Genomic DNA, 23467 nt, shown 5'->3' on the forward strand with positions numbered 1-23467 from the left:
GTGACCAAGGTGATTGACGTTGAACTGCGCGGCATCATGAAAAAATTTCAAAGCAATGTCGTGGTTCAAAACTTCAACCTGCAGGTGGAGCAAGGCGAATTCATCTCGTTCCTCGGCCCATCTGGTTGCGGTAAGACCACGACCTTGAATATGATTGCCGGTTTTTTGGACCCGGATGGCGGAGACCTCTTGATCAAGGGGCAGCGAATGAATGGCGTGCCTCCGTACAAACGGGAACTGGGAATGGTGTTTCAGACGTACTCGCTGTTCCCGCATATGACTGTGGCGGAAAACATCGCCTATGGCTTGAAATTACGCAAAGTGAGCAAGCAAGAGATGCAAGAGCGTGTGAATCGTGTACTTGGCCTGGTCAAGCTGCCAAACGTAGCAGACCGCTACCCGAAACAGCTCTCTGGCGGACAACGTCAGCGGATTGCGATTGCACGGGCGCTTGTTATTGAGCCGTCGCTCCTGCTTTTGGATGAGCCGCTCAGTAACTTGGATGCCAAACTTCGGGAAGAGCTGCGCGATGAGTTAAAGCGCTTACATCACGAAATCGGCGTTACGACTATTTTCGTTACACATGATCAAGAAGAGGCGCTCGCGCTCTCTGATCGCATCGTGGTTATGAATCACGGATTCGTGGAGCAAATCGGTACACCGCTGGAGATTTACAATCAACCCGCATCTGAATTCGTACATACCTTCATCGGTAAGACGAACCGTTTGGAAGGGGAAGTCATCGGAATTGACGGGGATGTACTTACGCTGCGGACGACTGGTGGAATGCTCGTGAAGGCGGCAAAGCAACAGCGAACAGTGGCACTCCATGAAAAAGTGATCATTTTTATCCGACCAGAGAAAATCAAGCTGACTGATACAGCAGTCAGTGAAGAAGCGAATCGGGTAAAAGGACATTTGCAGCTTGCCTCCTTCCTGGGTTCGTACACAGAATGTGAGGTCAAGGTCGGGGAGCATACGCTTTCGGTAAAAGTCCAAATGACCGATAGTTCGGTGGACCGCCAAGAAGGTCAAACGGTTTACTGTCAATGGAACGCGGACGACGTACTGGTCATGCCCGCAGGAAGGGGATGACGGATGAGCAAGCGTCTCTCGGTTACATTGTTGACAGCACCTGCGATGATTTTGCTGCTTGGCGTATTCATCCTCCCGATGCTGATGATGCTTTTGCTCAGCTTTCAGGATGAGAATCAGGCGTTCTCTTTTCACAATTATTCATTATTTATACAAGATCCGTACTACTTGGAGATTCTTTGGCGGACAATTCGCGTGAGTCTCTGGACGGTACTGGCGTGCCTCTTGCTTGGATTTCCTGTAGCGATGTACATGGCGCAGGCTACAGGGAAAATGCGTGGAATCGTCACGATGCTGATCCTAGCCCCTCACCTCATCAGTGTTGTTATTCGCAACTTCGGTTGGGTAGTGGTATTGGGGGAAAAAGGGTGGATCAATGAAACATTGATGAGTCTGGGGTTGATCGATCAACCATTGCGGCTGTTGTACAACGAGCTGGGTATTGTGATCGGTCTGACGGATTCCTTTATTGCCTACATGGTTCTGGCGATTGCAACCAGCTTGTATGCCATCGATCCGTCCCTGAATAAGGCGGCATCGATTTTGGGGGCTTCCCGCGCACGTACGTTTTTCAGTGTGACATTGCCCTTGTGTTTGCCGGGGATGATTGCTGGTACGACACTGGTGTTCAGCTTGTCGATGAGTGCTTTTGTAACACCTGCCTTGATGGGTGGAACGTCCGTGAAGGTCATGCCTGTCATTGCCTATGAGCAAATCATGGCGACACTGAACTGGCCTTTGGGTGCGGCACTTGCCTTCCTGCTTCTGGGCAGCACGATTCTATTGGTGACTTTGTATACGAAGCTGATTGAAACCAAGCGGTATAAAGAGGTGTTTGCGTCATGAAAAAAATAAACGTACTCGGACTCATCACATTCTTTGTGCTTGTTTTGGTCAATCTGCCGTTTCTGGTCATCATCCCGAGCTCCTTTACCGCAGCAGGATATCTCGGATTTCCGCCGGAAGGGTTTTCGTGGCAGTGGTATGAAATGATTTTGGATCGACCGGAGTTCATCGATTCGCTGTGGTTCAGTCTTAAGCTAGCTACGGTAACGGCAATTTTGGCGACTCTCATAGGGACATTGGCTGCATTCGCGCTGTCCAAATACAAGTTTCGTGGGAGCGGCATCATCAACGCTCTGATGCTTTCACCGCTTACCGTTCCTTCGCTCATTATCGGGATTTCCGCGCTGCTGTTTTTCACGCGAATTGGTATCGCGGGGACGTTTACGGGGCTTTTGCTGGCGCACATGCTGATCTCGATTCCGTATGTCGTAAGGCTGGTGCTTACAGGGCTTAGCTCGTTCGATTATACGTTGGAAAAAGCGGGATACATGCTGGGGGCCCATCCGTTTCGGGTGTTCTGGGATATTACGTTGCCACTGTTGCGTCCGGCCATCGTGTCGGGGATGATCTTTTCGTTCTTGACGTCGTTTGACAATGTGACGGTTTCCTTATTCTTGGTGGCACCGGATACGACGACGCTGCCACTCGCGATTTTCACCTATATGCAGGAAACACTTGACCCGTTGGTGGCTTCGATCTCCTCGGTGGTCATCCTGTTGAGTCTGGTGTTCATCGTCTTGTTGGAAAAAGTGTACGGACTAGAGCGCCTGTTCGGACTCAATTCACAATCTCACTAAGGAAGAGGCACTATGTCAATCCACACTTATGTACAAGAGAATATGTCCCACTATCTACAGCTACTCGAAGAGGCCGTCAACATGGACTCGCCTTCTCGTGACAAACAGCTGGGCGACCGCATGGCGGGCTGGTTCGCTTTGCAGTTTCAACGGCTGACAGGGGGAGTAGCAGAGCTGATCCCGAATAAGACGTATGGCGATCAGGTGCGTTGTACGCTGGGCAACGGGGAAAAGCAAATCCTCATCATCGGCCATTACGATACCGTATGGCTAGAAGGAGAGGCAGCTCGCCGACCATTTGCGATCCGGGATGAGAAAGCGTACGGGCCGGGCGTATACGATATGAAAGCGGGCGTTTTGCAAGCCATGTTTGCGATGCGGGCATTGGTAAAGCTGGATCGCCTGCCTGCAGATAAAAAAATCGTGCTCCTATTAAACAGTGACGAGGAGATCGGCAGCCCGACTTCTCGCCGACTTGTAGAAGAAGAAGCCGCGTGTTCGGTGGCAAGCTTTGTGTTGGAGCCACCAACCGAACCGAGCGGCGCACTCAAAACATGGCGGAAGGGAAGCGCCCATTTTACCGTGGCAGTCAGTGGTATTTCCTCACACGCTGGTGTCGATCATCAAAAAGGTGTCTCTGCTATTGAAGAGCTGGCGAGACAGGTGCAATTTCTGCATGCCCTGACCGATTACGAGAAAGGAACCACGGTCAATGTGGGCGTCATCAAGGGCGGGATTGGCTCCAATGTTGTAGCCGACTCGGCAGAAGCTGAAGTAGACGTGAGGTTTATCTCGATGGAAGAGGCATTACGTATTGAGAAGGTAATGAGTGAACTCACGCCAGTGCTCGCGGGAACAAACATCAGCGTAAAGGGAGGCATTCGCCGACCGCCAATGGAGCGTACCGAAGAGACAGGCAAATTATTTTCCCTTGCACAATCGATTAGCATCAATGAACTAGGGATGGCTTTGGAAGAATCGGGTACAGGTGGAGTAAGCGATGGCAACTTCGCTGCTGCTTGTGGAGTCCCGACACTGGATGGACTTGGTGTAAAAGGTGGCTACGCCCACTCACCGGATGAATGGATCGAACTGGGAGAAATATCGACGCGGGCTACTTTGTTGGCGCGGTTGATAGAGGAAGTATAGAGAAAAAAGAGAAGAAGCACCTGCCCTGATGCGAAAGAGATTGCATCGGAGCAGGTGCTTTTGTTTTTGTGTGAGGAAGAAGAGGTTATTGTTTCGAGGATGTATTCAGCTTTTTCACAAAGCTGTTGAGGTAGTTCGCTCCGCGGCTGGTGAGGATACCAGCCAGCACGGCAGAAACGTAGTAGCCGCTGCCTTCAAGACCAAAGGGGTTGACTTGAAAAGCGAGGGAGAGCGAAATGCCAATGAGGATAGAGAGGATGTAAGTGGAGCGATCTTTTAATAGGGGGAAGGCATTCTTTAAAATTTCGGTTACGGCTTCGATCAAGATCGCCATAAAAGTAAGCAAACTCAGGCTGTGAATGAACTGGTCCATGTCAATCAAAGGTTGTTCCTCCTTTTGTTAGTAAAGCGGGGCGTGTTTCGGGGAGTCAGAGGCGATCAAGGCTGATAAACAAACATCCAGCCGTCATTCATTGGGAAGGGAGTTAATTCGCGAGGCGAGATTTCGCCCCAAGGAAGGTAGGTGTCACCTTTGTGGTTAACGATGCAACATCTAGGAAATCCTCGCTTGCATGTACGTTTTGAGTTCGGTTTCTAGCTCTTTGACACGGTACTCCAGCTGTTGTCTTTCTACTACCAGCGTCGTGTATTTATCTCGCCACTCCTGCACGATGGTTTCAAGCTCCATGCAACGGTTGCGCCAAACGTGGAGTTCTTCCCGAAGCTTGTCCATTTCCTGACGAAGCTCCTGACGAATTTGCTGGTTTTCCTGCGAGATTTGCTGCCTGTCTGTAATCATCAACTCTTTCTTGTTGTTGTGGCGGGCAACCAGATAGGTGACGATTGCTGTCAGTACACTGGATACTACCAAAGGGAGAGTGGAAGAGTTGAGTAGTGTTTGGATCATCCGTTTATTCACCCGCTTTCTCTTGTGAGGTCTATATATAGAGTAGACAGTTTGGGAGATTTCTCACGGTGTTTTGAGTGAAAATGCTACCACAACTGCTTGATTTGGAAGTAAGAATAAGCGGGGAGGGCTTCTATGACGCCATTGGCAGAAAACGAGTAGCCGAAAAGCTCCACGTAGTCGCCAGGCTTTAGCTGGACGATGCTTGAACCGTTTAAACACCAGGCATGGTTGGAATAGGAGACGATGCTGCTGAGTACTTTATGGAGTTCACCGTTGATTCGGATTTCTAAATGCAGTCCGTTTGGTGAGGTGGTTGGGCTTTTGATTCGTGCTGAGCCAACAATTAAGTAGTCGCCGGGTGTCTTTGCGATAAAGCGATTTAGGTTTTTATCGAATTGTTGCAGTTCGTCGTGGATGGGTGTGTTGAAATTGATTTTGGTAAAGGTGTCGGGGGCGGTTAGGGCTTGGTCGGCGGACATAGTGACGGTTAAGTTTGTGGCTGTTTTTGCCGTAAAATTGGTAACGAGATTAGAGGAGACGATAGTGAAGCTCTGGATGACAGGACTATCGAAAACACCATCCGGAGAATGAATAACAGCTTTTACTCGCAGATCTGAGTTGATTGGATTCGGGAAGGTAACTTGATTACTGAGTGTTGCGGGAATCCAATTAAATCCCCCGTCATTGGTAATAAACCAACTGATTGTACCATGCTTCTGATCCTCTTCCGCTGTTAACACTGCATTAAGAATGGGAGATACAGCTGGCAGACGATTACTGACGAATTCTTGTGTGAGATTGCCTGATTCTCCACCGATTGTCAGGCTGAATTTAGTTATCTCTGGGGTCATGGTTACTGTTGGCGTTACAAGCTTCATCCTAAGGGTGATCGTATCGGTTGGGGATGAAAACTTTATCTCTTGACCATTTTGAGCAGGTAGCCACTGTGCCCCATGGTCTGGAGAAATTTCCATAGTGAATGACGAAGAGGTAGACACAAAATCGCTCCGCATCATTGTCAGATTTTTGCTGTAGGCGGTAGATGCGTAGACACAGCGAATTTTTTGATTGGAATCCTTATATACATAGGAGAGGCTGCCGTTAAAATTCGTCACGAGAGTCTCGTCATCGGCGATCTCTAAGGTGTCTTCATTTACTGATAAGGAGCAGATTTTTCCTGTTAATTGGGTATCGTAGGTGAAACGATAGGTGTTTCCGTCTTTGACTAAGCTGTTGATACGATCGGCAGTTCTGGGAAGTGCTTTTGCTTGGAGTAAGGTACCTGAGAGGGGAGCTATCGTGCAAACGTAAATAGAGCTAGGACTGGCACTTTGTACGGCGGCAATAATAATTCTACGTGTATCTGGGTCAAAATAAGTAGCTAGGGAGTCATTGAAGCGTTGTATAGTAAGTTGCTTTGGAGACTGTAAGAGAGATCCAGTAAGGCTTATTTTTGTGAGGAAGACTCCACTTATATATTGTGTATGATGTATGGATACAATTGCCTCTTGATCACTATCGTAAAAAAGGCTAAGGCTGGTCAAAAGACCATTACTGTTTGTTCCTGGTAGAAGAAATGCTGGTATCAAAGTATTCATTTCACTATCGAATTTGGCAATATAAAGGCCATAGTATCCATATGTCCAACCGAACCATATGTGATTATTTTTGTCTACACAAAGAGAGGTAGACTTATAGAATACTTCTCCACCACTTGTGGAATGGTGTAATACCCAGTCCTTATGGAAACTTCCGTCGCTATTAATACAGCCAAGGTAAAGGTGCCTATAGTAATTTTCTCTGCTTGTTGGTACACCGAGCCAAACTCGGTTGTTATAATCGACCACGAAACTTACATCAGGTATATAGACTCCATTAGTTGAAGCAGGATCAAAGTTAGGACTGAATGGAGTAGGAGATATTTTCTCAAAAGCAAGCGAGCCATCCGGGTTTTCAACTCGATAATAAACTCCCTCTGTTTTCAGGAAAGCGACATGCCATGTCCGATTCGTTCGATCTGTAAATGCAATTGGCTGGAAGTAGGAGCGAGTATCATCGTTGGTGAGACGTTCCGAGTGAGAAAATGCCATTGTTGAAGGAAGGACAGTATTGGCGTTTATCGTGACGGTATCGGAGCTTTTAACAGGAATAGGTTTGGTATAGAGGATCCCTTTCGAATTCCCGGGGGCAATTGATGCTTTCTGGTTCGAAGTATCGAACAAGATGTTAGTGGAATTGATGCTATCGTAGTTATTGGTATTTTCAAAGCTCTCTTGAAAAGAAGCCGTTTTGGCAACCCTGACTGCATTTGTCCGAACTGCTGCCGTAGTCTTATCAAAATCAATACGGGAGCGGTTGCTAAAATCTTCATGGTGCGTATAAGTAATGGTACTTCGCTGTTTTTCGATCGAATCTATCCGGTCTTTTAATGCTGGGTCAGCTCCGGCACTAGCGATCCCGGTACCAGTCCCAATAAATAGTTTATGAGTGTCTGTGGTAAAAAGAGGTTCCCCAGCTGGGGCGGAGGAAGGCAAATCATTTTCTTTTCCACGTTTGAATTTGATTGGTAGTGTCATTAAAAGGTACCTCCATCTACTTCTGTGAGGGTGGAGCCGCTGCCGCCGCCAGAGCCAACGTTGATTTTGTAGTCTCCATTTGACAGCAAGAGGACTCGGAGATTGGTATTTCGGTTATACCCATATTTGTAATCGACCCCGGGCATCGCCATGTCCCAGGAATCTAGTAAGTCCACATTCATTGTAAGGGAGTCTAGACTTGTTTCATCAGTGGATGATGACTGTTCGAAGTAGAACGCGCATCGCAAGTTTCTAGATTGGCCAAGCTTCTCGTCCCATTCAGAGATGCTATTGAAATCGTCTATTGTCATTGCTTTTGCTTTGAAATCAATGGGGTTAGTAACATCAACAGTTGTCCATGAGCCATCCTTTTGTTTTGCTCCCCATGTTGCTCCACTGTCCGTACTTATTGCGACTCTTAAAACGCCTTTCTCTGTACCTGATAAGGTTAAAGCGTTGATTTTAGCTACGCCAAGAAAGCTAGTATCATTTTTCATTTTCACTATTCTTGGTATAGGGACTCCAGTGAGATGAGCGACTGTTGGCTCTCTCTTAGGTTTCGAAACAAGGATTTTGAGGGTGGATTTGTCTTTTAATTCCTTTAGGAATGGGGTGCATGCACTGAGATCAAGCATGCCTTTATTTAGAAACATATCGTCTGTGGGGGGAGTAGTACCAACGGTTTCCCAGCCGGAAGAAGTGTACGTTTTCACGTCTGAACCGTCTTGTACGAGGAATCTATTGTTTATTGACTCAATCAGGAGAACGGGACGGAAGCCTCGGCCAGGAGTTGTTAGATCTGTTGAACCAGATATCCAGTTTTTGAGACCGTTATAACCTCGAATCACGCGGGCCTTTGAATTGGATTGATCAGTTGTACTAGTCCATGAACCGTGATTTACATTATTCCAGATCTGGTCATCGGTAATGTACTTATCCCATTCGTTGTCTTTATCCGATGCATGTACTCCACCTGTCGGCAGTCGCAATGTTATTTCTCTATCAGAGGATGTGAACAATTGGGCAGTATAAAAGCCGACATAATAAAGGCCGTTCCACACGTAACGTTCTGATACTCTGATGCGATATTGTGTGTAAGCTTTATCATTATTGAATGAGAAGGTCTTTTTAAGACCGTGCCAGCTGGATACTTCATTTCCATTATGCAAGATATCCCATGAAGTTCCGTCATTAGAAGCTTCGAAGACCCATTTTTTCGGACTGTATATTGCATATAGATCATACGAAGTAATTCTTGTTGGCGTAGAATACTCGATCTTTAAAATCTCTTCTGTTGTTTCAGTACCAGCAGTACTTGTCCAGTACGTAGTCTCTGATCCATCAAAAGCCTTCCATGCATGATAACTTGCTGTGTTGTACTCTGTTGAAGCAGAAACTTTACACACGGCAGAAGAATACCCAGACAAACCTGGAATGGTGTGCAGGCTTTTTATTGGCAGCCCGCTTCCGCTTGCAATCCCTGCTGTATTTAAGGCATCCCATGAAATGATTTGGATATTGCGGTCAGCCATCAGCAACTTATCACCTTTGTGATTTGTACCGTACATGATGAAATATCCATCGCCATTTGCACTTGTTGCAGGAGCATTGGGAAGAAGTCCTGACATTTCTTTTCCGATCGATATGGTTCCAAACGTACCAGCAGGTGCCAAGTAGTTAAAACGAATACGTTTTCCTACAGTTAAATCTTTAACATCTACTACTTCATCTGGATGAAAAATTCTACCATCAGCATCGATATCAATGGCATCAATATACCACCAGAACCCGTCACCATTGTTGTAAATTTCAACAGAATGTTTTTTTAATTCTAGCCCTAGTTTCTCGTATTGTAGGATAGAACCTTGATTGTGAGCTCCAACAATGGCGCTATAGCTTTCTTCTACGCCGTCAATTACTATTCTTAGGTCTGGATGATACCCAGCATTAGCCACACCTAAAATTCTTAGCTTGTTTCCATAAAAGTTAAACTTGACTTTATTTTTGCCACTCCTCTCAGCATAAATGGCATTTCCACCAGAACTTCCAGCACTTGGTTGCACAACCCATGAGCCTATATATGAAATGGCTGGACTGTCATTCTCATATCGTCTCCATCCCGCTACTGGTGTAAGTAACCGATCTCCATTTTTTTCCATACGCTACACTTCCTTGTATTCAAATACTGGCCGAAAACCTGTACTCGCATAAGCTATTGATGAATTACCCATCCCTAAACCTTTCCATATTGGGAAACTATCCTCACTTCCCCTTCCAACTCGCCAAGTATTGTCTTGAACTTCAATAGTTCCTGTACTTGATATACGAGAACCTGTCATAGTGGTATCTTGCGTAGTTGTAAAACGTACTTTGTAATGAAATACATCATCTACTGTATATCCATCATTTATCATGCTTTGAGGAAATCCCATTAAGTACTTATCATATTCGTTGTTCACAGGAAAGCATGTTCCATTGCTCAATCTGGCATCTAAGGTTTTATTTTCATTTGCATCTGCATAAGCTACTCCACCTGTGAGAGATCGGAGTGTACCTGAAATATTCTCACTCGAAGCATAGCCTTGTGAGATATTCGAGCTTGTACTAAACGAATAGGGATTCCCTTGTATCACCTTCCCTGCATTCAGGGCATCCCAAGAGATGGAGTGTTGACACACCCTATCAGCGATCAGCAATCCTTTGGCAACTTTCACAAAATAAAATAATTTGGAGTTGTTAGTAGTGGACTCTCCTGTTACTGGCTTTTCTTCAGCCGTAGAGAATGTATCTGTCCCTAACCCAACTAATATCCCTGCTGGACTATCAGATAAGCTTCCACTAGTTCTATGAAAGGAGTACCAACACTTCACATAGTCACCGATCTGCATATCTGAGATTTTTGTTCTTAATTGTCCGGTTGTTGCTGGAATTGGCATTTTTGTCACCTCAACAATTCATTGAACTTTCGTAATACTAAATTGAACTCTCATCCATATTCAATTCACCTTGATTTTCTCTATACGAGAAAAATGATTCACATCAAGGGATAATGAGTACACTCTATTACCAGAGGGAAGAACTACGTCTTCTGTCATTTCAATCAAATAGTCGGTTTTAAGCCGTAATGTACCATCCAACTCCATATAATGGTCATGATCAAAGTTTGAGGCCTCGTTGCTAGAAAAGGATGCAATTTCGTGAGTGTAATTTTGTTCACCGGGGGCAAATTTTAGAACCTCAATAGGGGGTAATTTATAGTCAGAATTGTAGGGGATGGTGATATTTACTTCTAAAGGAGAAACGGGAGAGGCGATAACGCCATATTTCTCTACTTGGATCATTCCAGGTACGTTACCGCCTGAACTACCTCCTACCGTATCTGTATAGGTGGGGAGAGTGTCTTTGTCATACCAAATGCAACCAATGCTGTTGAGGATTGCTTTATCACTAAGGTTGGCTCGAATGACAAGAGAATTACCTGGTAGGAAAGTGTTTAAGTCAACCAACTGATTCAAAGGAAAACCAGTTGTGAACGTGGTTCCTCCATCGAATGACAAATCAATGCTGGCGTTGCCCTCATACTCTGCATCCAATAAAAGATGGGTCGGAGCTTTTGCCAATGGAATTGGCTTGGAAACCATAACAGGATTTTTATCAGATGCTTGCAGTATTTGTATTTCAGTGACGGTCATATATGAACTTTTATTCCAGACAGTTACTTTGACCTCATTAATAGGATAGTCCAGGTTGAGGGGGTAGTGCCAAGAACCGTCACCATGTACGCCTTTATCAGTTATCGTAGCGAGATTTATCCTTGGAGTAACAGCCTCCCATTTACTTGATGAAGGATTTTTGACGAAAATTTGGTGATCGCAATAGTTGTGATTCCCACCATAACTGCCGTTCATCCAAAGAATAATTTTGGATACTTCTACGGGTGTCACCCATTTCATGAATAAGTCAGCGCTTGTACCACTCTGAAGCCAGTAATCAGAATTTCCACCTGGAGATACGGTAGCATTATCATCTGCGATTTTTTCAACAGAATAGGTCGGTGTGGTGCCATTTGCTTTGAATGGTCGATAGGAAGGATTATTGTTGTTGTAATCTCCAACAGAAGAAGCAGTCTGCACACCAAGTGTCTGCCAGCTATAAATAGCCCCCGCGGATTTGACAAATTTTCCATTCCCAATTCGATAGGATTCGGACTTAGAGGCATCAATTCCCGACGCATTTACAAAAGCATCTGCATACAAATTGTGCCTAACCGATGCTCCCTGATTCGCGCCTTCCAAAGTGCGATAAGCATTACGCAAAATATTAGTAGCAGCAACGACGTCTACTAACGGTTTGGTACTGCTACGATCGTTGCCTCCTTCTTCTTTACCAGGCATCCCCACAAGCATGCTATCGTCATACCAAGTAAACCCTAAAGAGTTTAAACTGCCTGTAGCTGGAATGTTAGCTCGTAATTGGAGGTTTGTACCTTTTAGTGAAGAGGTATCGAGTAGCTTGTTTAAATCGATGTTGTTTACCCAGGTTGTTCCATCAAGGGTTAGGTCGAAGGTGACCGCGTCAGTATACTCCGCAGTCGTAATAATCTTGTTTGGAGAGCGGCCAACATTAACCGCTTTAGTTACGAGCGTAACCGCGTCAATAATTTCATAGAATTTAATCTCGTGCCAACCAGTATAAATCACCGTGTTTGTACTGCGATGACTGCGAAGCTTGGCCATGCGGTAATAGCGGTATGCAGTAGTATTGGTGAAGTTGTGTTCTGTTTCTGAATCAGTGTTCACATGAGATCCTACGTATATATCTGTCCAATTCGTATCATCGTGTGAACCTTGAAGAGTAAACGAGGCGAGACTGTACTGTCCACTGGAAATTCGAAGAGGCTTGATTGCGAGCTTAGTAATAATTTTAGGGATGGAAAAGTCAATTTGCCACCAATGACCTTCTGCCGGAGGAGTTACTCCATTTGAATAATAGTAATCAGTTAATACTCCGTTGATTCCCAACCATCCGGGATAACCAGACGTTTCACTAGAAGAGGATACATGATAAGGGGCAGGTTCAGTAGGACTGGACATGATGATGTTTGTATCGTGAACTCCGGGTAAGACAGCACCATTTATAATCCCAAAAGAAGACGACTTTTCGGTATCAATTCCTGAGGAATCGCTAAATACATCTACATACATGTTGTTTTGACGATAGGCCGATCTGTTATGTGTTTCCGCATCACGGAAGGTATTCAGCAAAATATTGATTGGGGTCTGTAAATCAAAGGAGCTGCTTGAGGCTCCTCCATTATTTCCCCCGCCACCCCCCGTACCAATCTTCCCCTGCATGTCATCCAACCGAGCTTTCAGACTAGGAAAAGTTCTTCCATCCCGATCTCGGCGTGCAGCGACCACCTCGGCGTTGGGGTTAGAGGAGACATCGCTTTGCAGCTTTAGAATGGCTTGGTCTTGCTGGGCGTTTTTTTGTTCGACTTGCGAAAGACGGAGATCTTGCGTCTGATTTTTCGCTTCTGCCGCACTGACCGTTGATGATAACGTATTTAGCCGCGTTTGAAAAGTAGAAACATCACTTTTCACGGCATCAAGCTGACGATCCTGTTCATCATCTTTGTCTTTTAGCTCACGGAATTTATCCTTTAAGCTCGGTTTATCTCCTCTGGCATCATCAAGCTCCTGGAGGTAGGAGTCGATTTCGGCATGGGTACGTTTTCCCTTGTTGGCCAACTCATTATGATCCAGGACGACTTCGGTGCCTGCTCGGGTGATTCTGACCGACATACGTTCAGCTCCTTTTTGATTTATTTGGTATAAATGGCGGACAAATTGAGACCGAAATGGACATGCGTCGTTTTATCTATAAGGGATGGATCGGTTTCTCGGGAAATCCGCGTCCAGAAAACTTGTTCATTTCCTGCCGCAGTATCTGGCAGGGTGAAGGAATCGCCCCACGTGCCGGGCACACCGTTTTTGTCTGTGGCGACATCTACAAGTCGCTTGTACTGATCGGTACCTGCATAGGAGGTGAGAACGCCTTGGATACCTGTAAAAGTTCCATGACGCATCGTATTTCGGGCGATCATTTTCACTTCTTTGTACTGGCCTTGGAGCATATGACCGAGAAATTCCTCTGTGTTGTCTTGCAGAGGGACCTCATTTCCTTCGCCATCGATAAAAAAGAGGGTGGGAGAAGGGGAAAAACTGTATTCGTCCCCACCCCACATTTCCATCTGGTCGCTGGAGCTAATGATTGTTTTTCCGTCTGCTTCCGCAATACGTAGGGAGCCATTGAAAGGAATAGGATGCTGAGTCAAATCAAATTGAATGGATGTTTGGCTTGTCCGACACGTTTTTGAGTCGACAGGAGCTCCTGTGGAATCGAGCAGCTCCACGCGGGTGCCGGGGGAGAGGTTTGAGACTGTGAGAGTGGGGAGGGAGAAAACGCGGACGTGTTCCATGTCCAGATAGTCGTCTGTAGCGCTGCTGTTGAGAAACATACCGATTTTAGGAGCAAGGCGATTAAATTCCTCTGAACCGATGATATGCCAGATGGCTCCGTCCTCGGACCAATACGCGGTGTAGGTATTGTAGTCGCGTATTAATCGAAGCCAGGGGAAGGTTTTCGCAGTACCTTGCGATGCATCGTAATATTCTTCGACATGGAAAAAGTCGTTATGGTTTATGAAGACAGTTAATCCGCCGGTGTTTCCGGAAGCTTTCGGATTGTATGAATTTTTCATATCGAGGACAAATTGTTTTACGGGTGTCAGTGAATCTAAAAAGAGTTGAAGTGGCTCAGCTCCGCCTTTTAAACGGAGCGAGCCTGGTGCGTCAGATAGCGACCACCTTGAAGAATCATTTGGTGTCATGTTCCACTTGGAATCGAGGGTTAGAGAATCGAAAGAATCCTCGAAGAGAAACCCTGATTTACGCCGAGAAACTACACTCATAGAAGTACCTCCTTACGTAAATAGCCATATTCGTTTGCCAATCACACATGCCTCAGGGCGTTGTTTCCAGATCGCCAGCAAGCATTTGATCAGTGCTTCGACGCATTTGTCCCCGCTGCCGGGATCGCAGTAGGGGGTGACGAGGACCTTGTCGCAGATCCAGTTGGTTAGTTTGATGTAGTCGATATTGCAGTAATCCCAAACTTCCGATGTGCCTTTTGCTGTAAATACCCAGGTGAAAGTATGTCTTCCTCTATCTACTTGAAACACAGGAGCCCCACCGGCATTTGTATAGCTACCTCGAAGAACGCCATCAATGAAAAAGTCCAATTGGCTATTAAAAGGAGAGGGGACAATTGTCCAGTTTTCCGTTGCTTTGAAATTTCGGAGCTTGAACGTAGTCAAATAGCTTTTGCCAGTCCACTCGCTTATTTCGCCTTTTTGTTCTGTAGTAATTTCAACGCGTACTTTGGTAACGTTAGGTTTGGATAGGTTTTCGAGGGTAAAGTCGTAGTTTCCGGAGAGATTAACGGTAGTGTTTTGAAGTTTGTTGCCTGCTTGATCGTAGATGTTTACCTGAATATTGCTGCCGTTGCATCCTCCCATCCATATCGGGACGTTGGCTGTTGTTTTGAAGTTGTATACAAATGCAGATGATTTAGGGAGCGGGAGCTTGTCATGGAAGGTATGCTCTCCATTGCTCAATCTTGCTTCAGCATCGCAATCGGTATAGAACTTGATTCGGATAGAATAATTTTTCCCTTCGTCAGAATCATTGGTAATGGCAGCTTTGATTGTTTGTATATCATCAAAATCAGAGTACTTTTCTTCGGATATGATGGTTCCGTTGTCTTCATCGTAAACTCTTACGCGGACATAGGCATCACGGCATGGTTTTGATTTTTTACTTTGTCTGATCTCGATTGTATCGATCCAACACCAGGAGTCGTCGGGTATGATTACTTGAGTGGGAGGGGGGAGATTAGGTTCATATGGCGAGTTGTCTTTTGGATAAATAGAACCAAGTTTATCTTTACAATAACTTTTCCAAATTTCTTGAACGGTTCCATTTTTTAACAGAAAGCAACCGCCGTTGTCATCTTTTCCTCCTCTATGACTTAATCCTTTTAATAACGTGTAATCAATTCGATAGTGTGAGTTTAGAGGAAGTTCATATTTTATTGATTTTTCTACCCATCCTTTACCTTCTGTAGTTAGGAGCTCGCTATCGATAATTGTACGATTAGATAAATCAGTTACGGTTAATTGGACTTGTGTGTTATCAAAGTCATTACTAAATTTACGCTGTTTATTGGATTGGAGTTTGAGATTACGGATTGCGATATAATATGGAATATTATCTTTGCCAACCTTTGAACTCTTTCCTAAAAAAGATTGAAATTCAAAGGCGATGCAGTAGGTGCCTGGTTTGTTACAGTAAAATTCTTGGGAGCTGTGGGGTTTTGAACCGCTCCAATCTTTTATTTTATAGGGATTCTGTAGTTTCCCTACATTCATCATTTTATTACCTGTGCGAGGGATTGATGGGGTACTCCATCTAATACCTCTACGTGTTGCGTATATGTGAGAATTGGTTTCACGCTTGTATTCTGCCACTGCTGCGTTACTAGCAATTCTTAGTGTAGAGACTTGTCTCCCATTTTTATTTCCTTGTCGATTATCTATTTCATAACAATAGTATTGATAGTCGAACTCAACTGTTAAACGTTCATTACCTACACTATCAAAGACAGCATACCAATAAACATATGGATAGCTTTTATTTGTAACCTGTTCAGACGTTAAAACATAGGAATTTTCATAGTGTATCGGTGTCTTGTTAGGAGCGTCAGGAATAGGGCGGAATATCCATTCAACAGGCACATCGAATGCATTAGGAACATCGAAGCCTTTACCGGAATATATCTCCAATTGTTCTGAATATATCGCTTTTGTGATGGATGAATTATCTATAAATCGTCTAATTGTAAAATCATCTCTATAAGTGCCATGAGCAATGGGGACAGAACCAGAAGCATCATAGTATACTTTAACAGGTTCTGAAGGATCATATTGATAGCCCCAGTCAAATTTCAGATGTGTCTTATGAGGTGGCTTAGATCCAGGGCCGTATATAGCTGGATGAGTGTATGTTCCAGCCGGATAGCATTGCTCCCCACCTGTAGAAGGAGCGGGTTTCGTTGGAGGCTTGTATCCAGAATCAGGGTCTTCAACTTCGACTTTATCGCAATCTTCAAAAACCCACTTTAACGTTTGTTTTCCTCGGCTAAGTGGAACTACTACCGTATGACCAAGAGGATCACTCGAGCTTTTGTTTTCAGACCAAATTAACCGATTGTTACTATATAGACTGAGATACTCGTAGTCTGAAAAGGAACCGCCATATTCAAACTTTACGAATCCCGGTTCATCCAAATCTATATTCTCGACATAAAGGCGGTTCCGGGTACCGTCTTTATTCTCAACCTTGAGTACGCCGTCTCCCCCGTGACCTTCCCCATGATAACGAGTAACGATATCTTCCCATTCCCAATTGTCATCAACACGAATTTCACGTGCGTATTTATCCCGATTATTGAAGTCTTCAGAAAATATCACTTCATATTCGTCCTCTTTCGATTCATCAACAAGACTTTTTAGCTCCAGTTCTTCCGAAAATTCAAAGGATGAACCAGGATTCAGAAAGATATCGTACACATTTTCTGCACGATCCTTTTTTGTGTAACTAGAGTTTCTGTCTGTCTTCCATTCCCGGTCTACATCAATGTAGCTGCCCATTGGTGTTTTATGTTTGCCACTTGACGAGCGATAAGAGAATTCACCAGGATAAGTTTCCTCAAGGGGTTCTTCTGTCAGGTCATCTTGAATTCGAAAAATAACGGTATTACGGCCTTTTGTTAAAGGAAGCTGTACATTTTTCTCCCATTCATCACCTGTTGCTTCTAGTTGTTGCACGTCATTGATAATGACGAGGAGTCTTTCTGTATCACGTAAACCAGTGGTAAAGCTAAACTCAATCCACCCATCAGCCTCCAGGTCAAAAGTATAGGTGGCATCTCCATTTCCTGAAACGATTGGGTCCTTCATATAAATTCCGCTGCCAAGTCCAGGGATCGTCTCCCATTCCCAGCGATTTTCTCCGGTGAAGGAAAAGTTAATCGGATCAGTAACAGTGGTAGTTCGTTCTTCGTAGTGATCAATCTCCAGCGGTGGACAGATAAGTTGGACATCCCCCGTTAAATCAACGGAACAGTTGTCACCAATTTCAACGTCATAAGAAATGACAGCAGAATCTTCTTGTGTGGAGGATGATCGTCCATCCAATGACCATTGCCATCCATGGTGAGAGACAGCGGTACTTCCTCGTACCCCTTCTCCGGACTGGGTAAGAGAAACAAATTCTTCATCGAAAAATAATGACGATTCATCCGTATATGGCGGGTTATCCACTCCCATTTCGTATTGAAAACTGAAATCTCCAGCGCATTCAGCGTCGATAACCCTTTGAACTTTCCTTGAAAGCATATCGTTAATTCCTGAAAAATAAGTGGTGATAATGCTCTTATCTGAAAACGTAATCCATTCCCACCCTGGAATGTCATAAGCCGCATCCCCCAACGTATCCACATCCGGCGGCGTCTGCTCATCCAAGCTCTGCACCACCTCAACGCACTCTACATCTTTAACATAAACCGCGTTTTTCCCAAACCGCCGATCACTCATCCGACGCACAAACCAGTCAAACTTGTACGTCTGCCCTGGCTTGACGTTAAATTTCGCCTCCTGCCAGCTGCTGTTCTGATTCCATTCCCCGCCAACCTGATTGTTGTTAATAAAAAACAGCAACCCATCGCCAGGAGAGGTGCTAGCCATGTACTTGAAACGAATGAAGCCTTGCTTTTTAAAGCGCCATTGAAAAGTCACCTTGCTGGAGTTACCGTGCTTGAGCGTGGTCACATCCAGCTTCATGATATTTTCATTCCCCGCCATCTCATTGGTGCCGACAGAGTGAACCATCTTCCATTCCTGATCTTCTGTCGAGGATACGTAACGGAAAAGGCCGTGAAACTTGTCCGTCAGTGGGAGAGTCCGCATATCGAAGGTCGGGACTTCTTTATCGATGGCATCGTAATGATTGAGGTAGTAGCCGCTGAAGTGATGATAGTATGGAGCCGGGCAGACTGGCAGCGAAACATTTTGGTGGGTTCCATCTGGCTGTTCGGCGTTTTTCAGGATTTTGTAAATGCAATCTCGTACCATGAGCAAGGCGCGCTGGTAGTCGTTTTTTTGCGGATCGATTTGCTGATTGACCCACCATTCCAGACGACGGTACATGTTCCACAGCGCTTCGCGGCAACGAACCTTTGCGTACCAGTTTTTGTCCCGAACAAATTGCTCCATCATCTGATCGATCATGCTTTCGAGAGAGTCGAGATTGACCGTTTGCCAACGACCAATCTGACCCTTGCCGGGATCACCTAGCAGCGGATTCTGATATCCAGCGTAACGATCCTCTGCGCGAGGACGATTGGGGCTGTCCGGATTGTCCGGATGATTCGGGTGGAATGCGCCCTCTACCAATGAGGAGCGCATTTTTCCGAATGTGACGTTGCCCACTGATTTAGAAAAAATGCCAAACGTATGACCCAAAATGATCACCTCTAATCGGTAAAGTCGTATTGCAGGTTATGATCTACCCAGACGCGGATGCGGTTACCCGTTACCCAAACACGCAGCGTATACCATTTCTCTTTTTCCCAGGCAAACGGGTTCATCGGGGTAGAGTACATGGTTGAGCTGCCATTCTCTACTTTGAAAAGCTGCATGGGTCGCGGCATTCCGCTGGCGCTTCCATCACTGACGACGAACATCCAGTAGTTCTGGTCGTTGTGATATTTGAACACGATACCAGCGCTGTCTCCATCTGCGGGCTCATCGACTTTGAAATCGACCTCAAACTGATAGTCTGTATAGGTAAAGTCATTTCGAATGTAGCCGCTCATGCCACTGGAGCCTTTTGTGTGGGTAAATGTGCCTTGGTCGCGATTATGCTCCCATGTACCAGAACCAAAACGAGTCCAGTTGTCTTGCCCCATCGCGAGTGCGTTCCTATCTGTCGTCCATGGGTAGTACGCATTGAATGGATCATGGGGATCGTATGCTTCTGGAACAGAAAAACCACCTGACCAATGCTCGGGATCGTGTTCAGCTTCGAGTACATCGTTGGAGTAGTCGTAGACCAAACCTTGTCCTATTTCTTCTATACGATCTGCCCAGGCATTCTTGTAGTCGCGGACCGAAATCAATGGTTGTTCGATATAACCTTTTCCGCGATCCAATTGGCCAGCGAAGTATTCCAGGATGACGGCATCTGCGAGTTCTTTTTTACCCATGATTTGGGTGAGAAGTGAGGTAGCACGCTCTTGGTTGTTGGCTATCCAATCCGCGTTCATAACAGCTTGATCTGGTTGCTTGTAGCTGAGGATGGATTCGATCAAATGAGCTGCTGCTTCTGGTTGATAGGCAATCAGTTGCTCATGCAATACCGTTTGTTCCAGCGCGAGCTTGGCATACTTACGCCATTCATCGTCCTGCAGTTCTCCATCGCGGGCGCTTTTTTCTGCCACATCGTATAAATCGACGAGGTAACTGGCTCGTTCATGCGGGGAGGTAGCGAAGAGATAGCCGCTGCACAATTCCGTGATTCTGCTGCGCAGCAGTGCGGTGACCGGCAATTCGTCAAGATCGCTGGCGTGAGCGGATTTACGGGCAGTATGCTCGTCAAACAAAACGGACGGATCGGGTTCCATGTAACCAAAAGGATGCTCAATTTGCAGTTCGGCTGGACGGAATACATCTTCGCCAACGAGTGTTTCTGCTATAGATGCAGGAGCCGCTTCTAATTGGCTGGCGATTCCTTCTTCTGCGACCGTGGAAGAGAGCAAGACTTCCCGTTTCCCTAAAACTCTGTCCTCTTCAAGATGCGAGATAACCTCGTTCGGGCGGGTGGACTCCCATGTCTCAAAGGAAAGAATCCCTGCCTTTTCTTGCAACGTCTTACTGAAGATGACTTCGGATTCGATCAATGCCTGAACCCGCGTACGCACACCCTCCAAAAATTCTTCATCCACATAAGCCTCGAAAGTCTTGTTGGTCAGTGCCCATTCCATGAGTGCTTCCAAAATGCTTTGACCGTCTGTAAGGCGGGAGGCAAAAATCATGTCGTCCATCAGGTGGGAAGGAAATTCTTTAGAGGCGAGGATATCCTCCAAAAGATGAGTGGGCAGTAACCGTAAGATGGTCGCGAAGACCATATCTTCAGCCAGGAGACTTGGGCGTACATTTTCTAAGAGGGCGAATTGGTCATCCTCATCCTGATAAAAAGATGGCTTAGGTGCTTTGCCCCCGCTAAGATCGATGGCGCGTTCCTTTTCCCAAAGATGAGTAGCATGTGTGAGCTGGCGATCTGCGCGAACGTCATCCCTGATAATCGAAGTGGGGCGAGAAAGATGTTTCTTTCCAAGTTCGAAGTGCTGGGGAATCCAGAGCTTACTGACTTTTTCGCGCTGAGAATGGATGAGAGGATTGGGGATAAACAGTTGAGGACTGTTGCGTCGAAAAGCTTGTTCGAGATAGCTCAAGATCGATGCATCTGTTTGAATCGAACGTGTGCCAGTAAGTTGTGACATAAAAATAGCTAAGTCCGAAGCCGCGTCTCGATTACCGATTGTATATTGTGTCATGAGTGTGCCTGGTGATTGATAGGGACGAAAAGCATGGAGTTGAGAGCTAATGATGAACAAATCATTTTGGTACGGACGGAAAGCTGTTGGTGAAAAGGAATCAAGGGAGAGAAGGCGCGTGAAATATCGATAACCCCAGTCGTGCTTCTGTAAAATAGAACCACCTTGGTGTATGGTTCGGGTGCCTGTGGAAGCCGTATGGATAGCTAAATCTTGCGTAGCGATCCTGCTTGCACGGTGAAGGAAGTGCAGCAAGGAGTCATACTGACGGGCTTTGAGATAAGCCCAGTCCATGTCGCGAAGCACCTTCGTCGACTTTGTTTTAATCCGGTGAAAGGCTTGCACGAAGTGTCGGGTCATCTGGAAGGCAAATTGACGTTCGCCAATGGAACGGGACCAATCCGTAAACATGGCATGTTTATTGTCGCGGATGGATAGGGGAATAGCGTTTTCAACAGTGAGGTTGTGAGCAATCGATCTAGTCGCGTATTCTCTTTCTAACTGCAAAAAGAGCAACGCCCAAAACTTCCGCTCAGCTAAGCTTCTTTCCGTGTTGACGAATAAATCAAACGTGGAAGTACGCTCTCCCGTGAACCATTCATCTATCTTTTTCCCGGCGAATCGCTCAGTCCGTGTTGCCTTGTAATGATCTTTCATAAGATCAGCTTCTGCGGAAAAGGTACGGTTCGCTCCAGCTGGTGGCAAATCAATATACAGCTCATCCTTATTTACGCGCACGGACATTTGGGCTGGATTGAGCTTTGCCATTCCTGCTGTTTTGATCCGATCTGATAAATGAACGCGACGAATAACTTGTAATGGCTGTTTGATGATCCGGTCAGCATCCAAGGCATCGTCCTGAAACAAGCTTTCTTTAAGCGGCGAGCGATCGGATACCACGACCAGTTCCATGGGATTGGCCATGCTGGTATCATTCCGGATCATATCTTGCAAAGAGTCTTGAAGATCAGCATGAAATGATTTCCGATTCGCGAGCAAATAATCCAGCATGACCATACTGGCACTTTGTCCGTAGGGAATATAGACGAAGGAATACTTACGGGAGGGCGAAGTCGTGAAAGTTACGTTTCCTATATAGTTGCGAATAGAAGTGTGGTGGTCTGCAAGTCTGAATTGATAGGCTGCTAGAGAAGAAATCCCGGTCAAATAGTTCACCTCCCAAAAAGAAGGGGGAACACCAGAGATGCGTTCTAGTTTCCCCCTTTTGCTAGCTATACGGTTTTAGAGGGACTTCTTTTAGTAGCGAACTTCCTTCAGGAATGCGACCCCCATTTTTACGTTGGCGGAGTAGTTCATGAAATTCTGCTCGGTATTGTGGTCGAAATAGCGGTAAACTTCCTGTTTGTGTTTCTTAGTCGTGTCGCTCGGATCGACATCAATGATCAATTCATCCAAGTGGAGAATGTTGTTTTTCGAAACAGCAATGCATGCATCCAAGCTGCCGCGGTATCCATCATATCCGTGCACGACATAAATCGGGCTCAAATGGTAACGGCGTGTCCAAGCAGATGCGTTAAAGCCTTGAGGCTCCAGCAGCAATCCAGTATCGCCTAGAGGACCATCCTTATATGCCTTGCCCGGCTGTGGAGCTTGGGTAATGAAGGCAGGGTAGTGCTTTTGGAAGCGAATGCCCGATTTTGTCGCCAGCATTTGCAAGGTGTTGTTGCCAAAAGAAGTGTATTGACCATAATCGTGTGGGGCGATCGGAGCAGCAGGCTCAGTAGCGACAGCTCCGGCTGTCAGCATGATGTTTCCAACTACGTCATCCATGTTGTACTTGAATGGCTTGAGTGCGCCTACGTACAGGAAGCTCTTACGATAATCTTCAAAGTGAACAGCCGGATCACCAACAGCTACGAGTGAAAGGCGATTGTTCATCACGTTCATGTACAGGTAGACAGGTTTATCAATCGTACGATCTGTCGGTTTGCCATTCACGACGAATTTCTCGTCAGCCCATTCGAAATTGACTGGATGTCCTTCTGTCGCGAAGGTTTTGGCTGTGGAATTGTAGTCTGCCAATACTTGAACCGTCAAGGAGCTGTGTTCCTTCGGGTTGGTGAAGCCTGGATTGACGAATTTGACATAAAAATCTTTGGACACGTTGTTGATGTTGGAGCTACCCTTTAAGACCAGCTCGGAGGTTTTGCCAGAAGCGGTATCTTTTTTGGTGAGATCGGTCATGACTGTCCAGGTTGATTTTTCTTGTGTCTCTCCGGCAGCTGGGTTAAAGGTATAGTTAGTAAGTTGTTCGAATTCAGATTTAATCGTATCCAGGAGCTCTTTAGAAGTGGTGATTTTTTCAGTGTATTTAAAATTGGCCATGTGAAATTCCT

14 protein-coding genes are annotated in these 23467 nt (G+C 45.7%); 4 read left to right on the forward strand and 10 right to left on the reverse strand.

Annotation, left to right across the window (positions count from 1 at the left end; genetic code table 11):
• The 4 genes from HPY27_RS10440 to HPY27_RS10455 are packed head-to-tail and all read left to right on the forward strand — an operon-like array spanning position 1 to position 3887.
• Positions 1–1095 (forward strand): ABC transporter ATP-binding protein, encoded by a 1095-nt coding sequence (locus HPY27_RS10440; RefSeq protein ID WP_017249735.1) that lies wholly within the window; start codon positions 1–3, stop codon positions 1093–1095.
• A 3-nt stretch (positions 1096–1098) separates the two neighbouring features.
• On the forward strand, positions 1099–1941 hold the full coding sequence (locus tag HPY27_RS10445; RefSeq protein WP_017249736.1) for an ABC transporter permease: 843 nt from the start codon (positions 1099–1101) through the stop codon (positions 1939–1941).
• On the forward strand, positions 1938–2738 hold the full coding sequence (locus tag HPY27_RS10450; protein WP_048031089.1) for an ABC transporter permease: 801 nt from the start codon (positions 1938–1940) through the stop codon (positions 2736–2738). The genes HPY27_RS10445 and HPY27_RS10450 overlap by 4 nt, the downstream gene beginning before the upstream one ends.
• Before the next feature lie 12 nt (positions 2739–2750).
• On the forward strand, positions 2751–3887 hold the full coding sequence (locus HPY27_RS10455) for a M20 family metallopeptidase (RefSeq protein WP_174224929.1): 1137 nt from the start codon (positions 2751–2753) through the stop codon (positions 3885–3887).
• An 85-nt stretch (positions 3888–3972) separates the two neighbouring features.
• Here the strand turns inward: HPY27_RS10455 and HPY27_RS10460 are convergent, their stop codons facing one another.
• The 10 genes from HPY27_RS10460 to HPY27_RS10505 form a co-directional block, all read right to left on the reverse strand.
• Positions 3973–4260 (reverse strand): hypothetical protein, encoded by a 288-nt coding sequence (locus tag HPY27_RS10460; RefSeq protein ID WP_174225125.1) that lies wholly within the window; start codon positions 4258–4260, stop codon positions 3973–3975.
• A gap of 180 nt (positions 4261–4440) precedes the next feature.
• Positions 4441–4794 carry a hypothetical protein gene (locus tag HPY27_RS10465; protein ID WP_017249740.1) on the reverse strand — a complete coding sequence of 118 codons (354 nt, stop codon included), beginning with the start codon at positions 4792–4794 and terminating at the stop codon, positions 4441–4443.
• An 86-nt stretch (positions 4795–4880) separates the two neighbouring features.
• Positions 4881–7373: a hyaluronate lyase N-terminal domain-containing protein gene (locus HPY27_RS10470; RefSeq protein WP_174224930.1), complete on the reverse strand. Its 2493-nt coding sequence runs from the start codon at positions 7371–7373 to the stop codon at positions 4881–4883.
• Complete coding sequence (locus HPY27_RS10475) at positions 7373–9532, reverse strand: discoidin domain-containing protein (RefSeq protein ID WP_254612870.1); 2160 nt, start codon at positions 9530–9532, stop codon at positions 7373–7375. The genes HPY27_RS10470 and HPY27_RS10475 overlap by 1 nt, the downstream gene beginning before the upstream one ends.
• A gap of 3 nt (positions 9533–9535) precedes the next feature.
• The gene (locus HPY27_RS10480) at positions 9536–10309 is read right to left on the reverse strand and encodes a hypothetical protein (RefSeq protein WP_174224931.1); all 774 of its coding nucleotides are present in this window, start codon (positions 10307–10309) and stop codon (positions 9536–9538) included.
• Positions 10310–10369: 60 nt separating this feature from the next.
• Positions 10370–13177: a discoidin domain-containing protein gene (locus HPY27_RS10485; protein ID WP_174224932.1), complete on the reverse strand. Its 2808-nt coding sequence runs from the start codon at positions 13175–13177 to the stop codon at positions 10370–10372.
• Positions 13178–13197: 20 nt separating this feature from the next.
• Positions 13198–14346, reverse strand: a complete 1149-nt coding sequence (locus HPY27_RS10490) for a beta-xylosidase family glycoside hydrolase (protein WP_174224933.1) — start codon at positions 14344–14346, stop codon at positions 13198–13200.
• A gap of 12 nt (positions 14347–14358) precedes the next feature.
• On the reverse strand, positions 14359–19017 hold the full coding sequence (locus tag HPY27_RS10495; RefSeq protein WP_254612871.1) for a hypothetical protein: 4659 nt from the start codon (positions 19015–19017) through the stop codon (positions 14359–14361).
• Positions 19018–19028: 11 nt separating this feature from the next.
• On the reverse strand, positions 19029–22286 hold the full coding sequence (locus HPY27_RS10500) for a 3-keto-alpha-glucoside-1,2-lyase-like domain-containing protein (protein ID WP_371814320.1): 3258 nt from the start codon (positions 22284–22286) through the stop codon (positions 19029–19031).
• A gap of 81 nt (positions 22287–22367) precedes the next feature.
• A complete protein-coding gene (locus HPY27_RS10505) occupies positions 22368–23456 on the reverse strand; it encodes a hypothetical protein (protein WP_174224935.1) in 1089 nt (362 codons plus the stop codon).
• Positions 23457–23467: the final 11 nt, after the last annotated feature.

This window comes from Brevibacillus sp. HB1.1 (genome assembly GCF_013332445.1).
Classification (GTDB): Bacteria; Bacillota; Bacilli; order Brevibacillales; family Brevibacillaceae; genus Brevibacillus; species Brevibacillus porteri.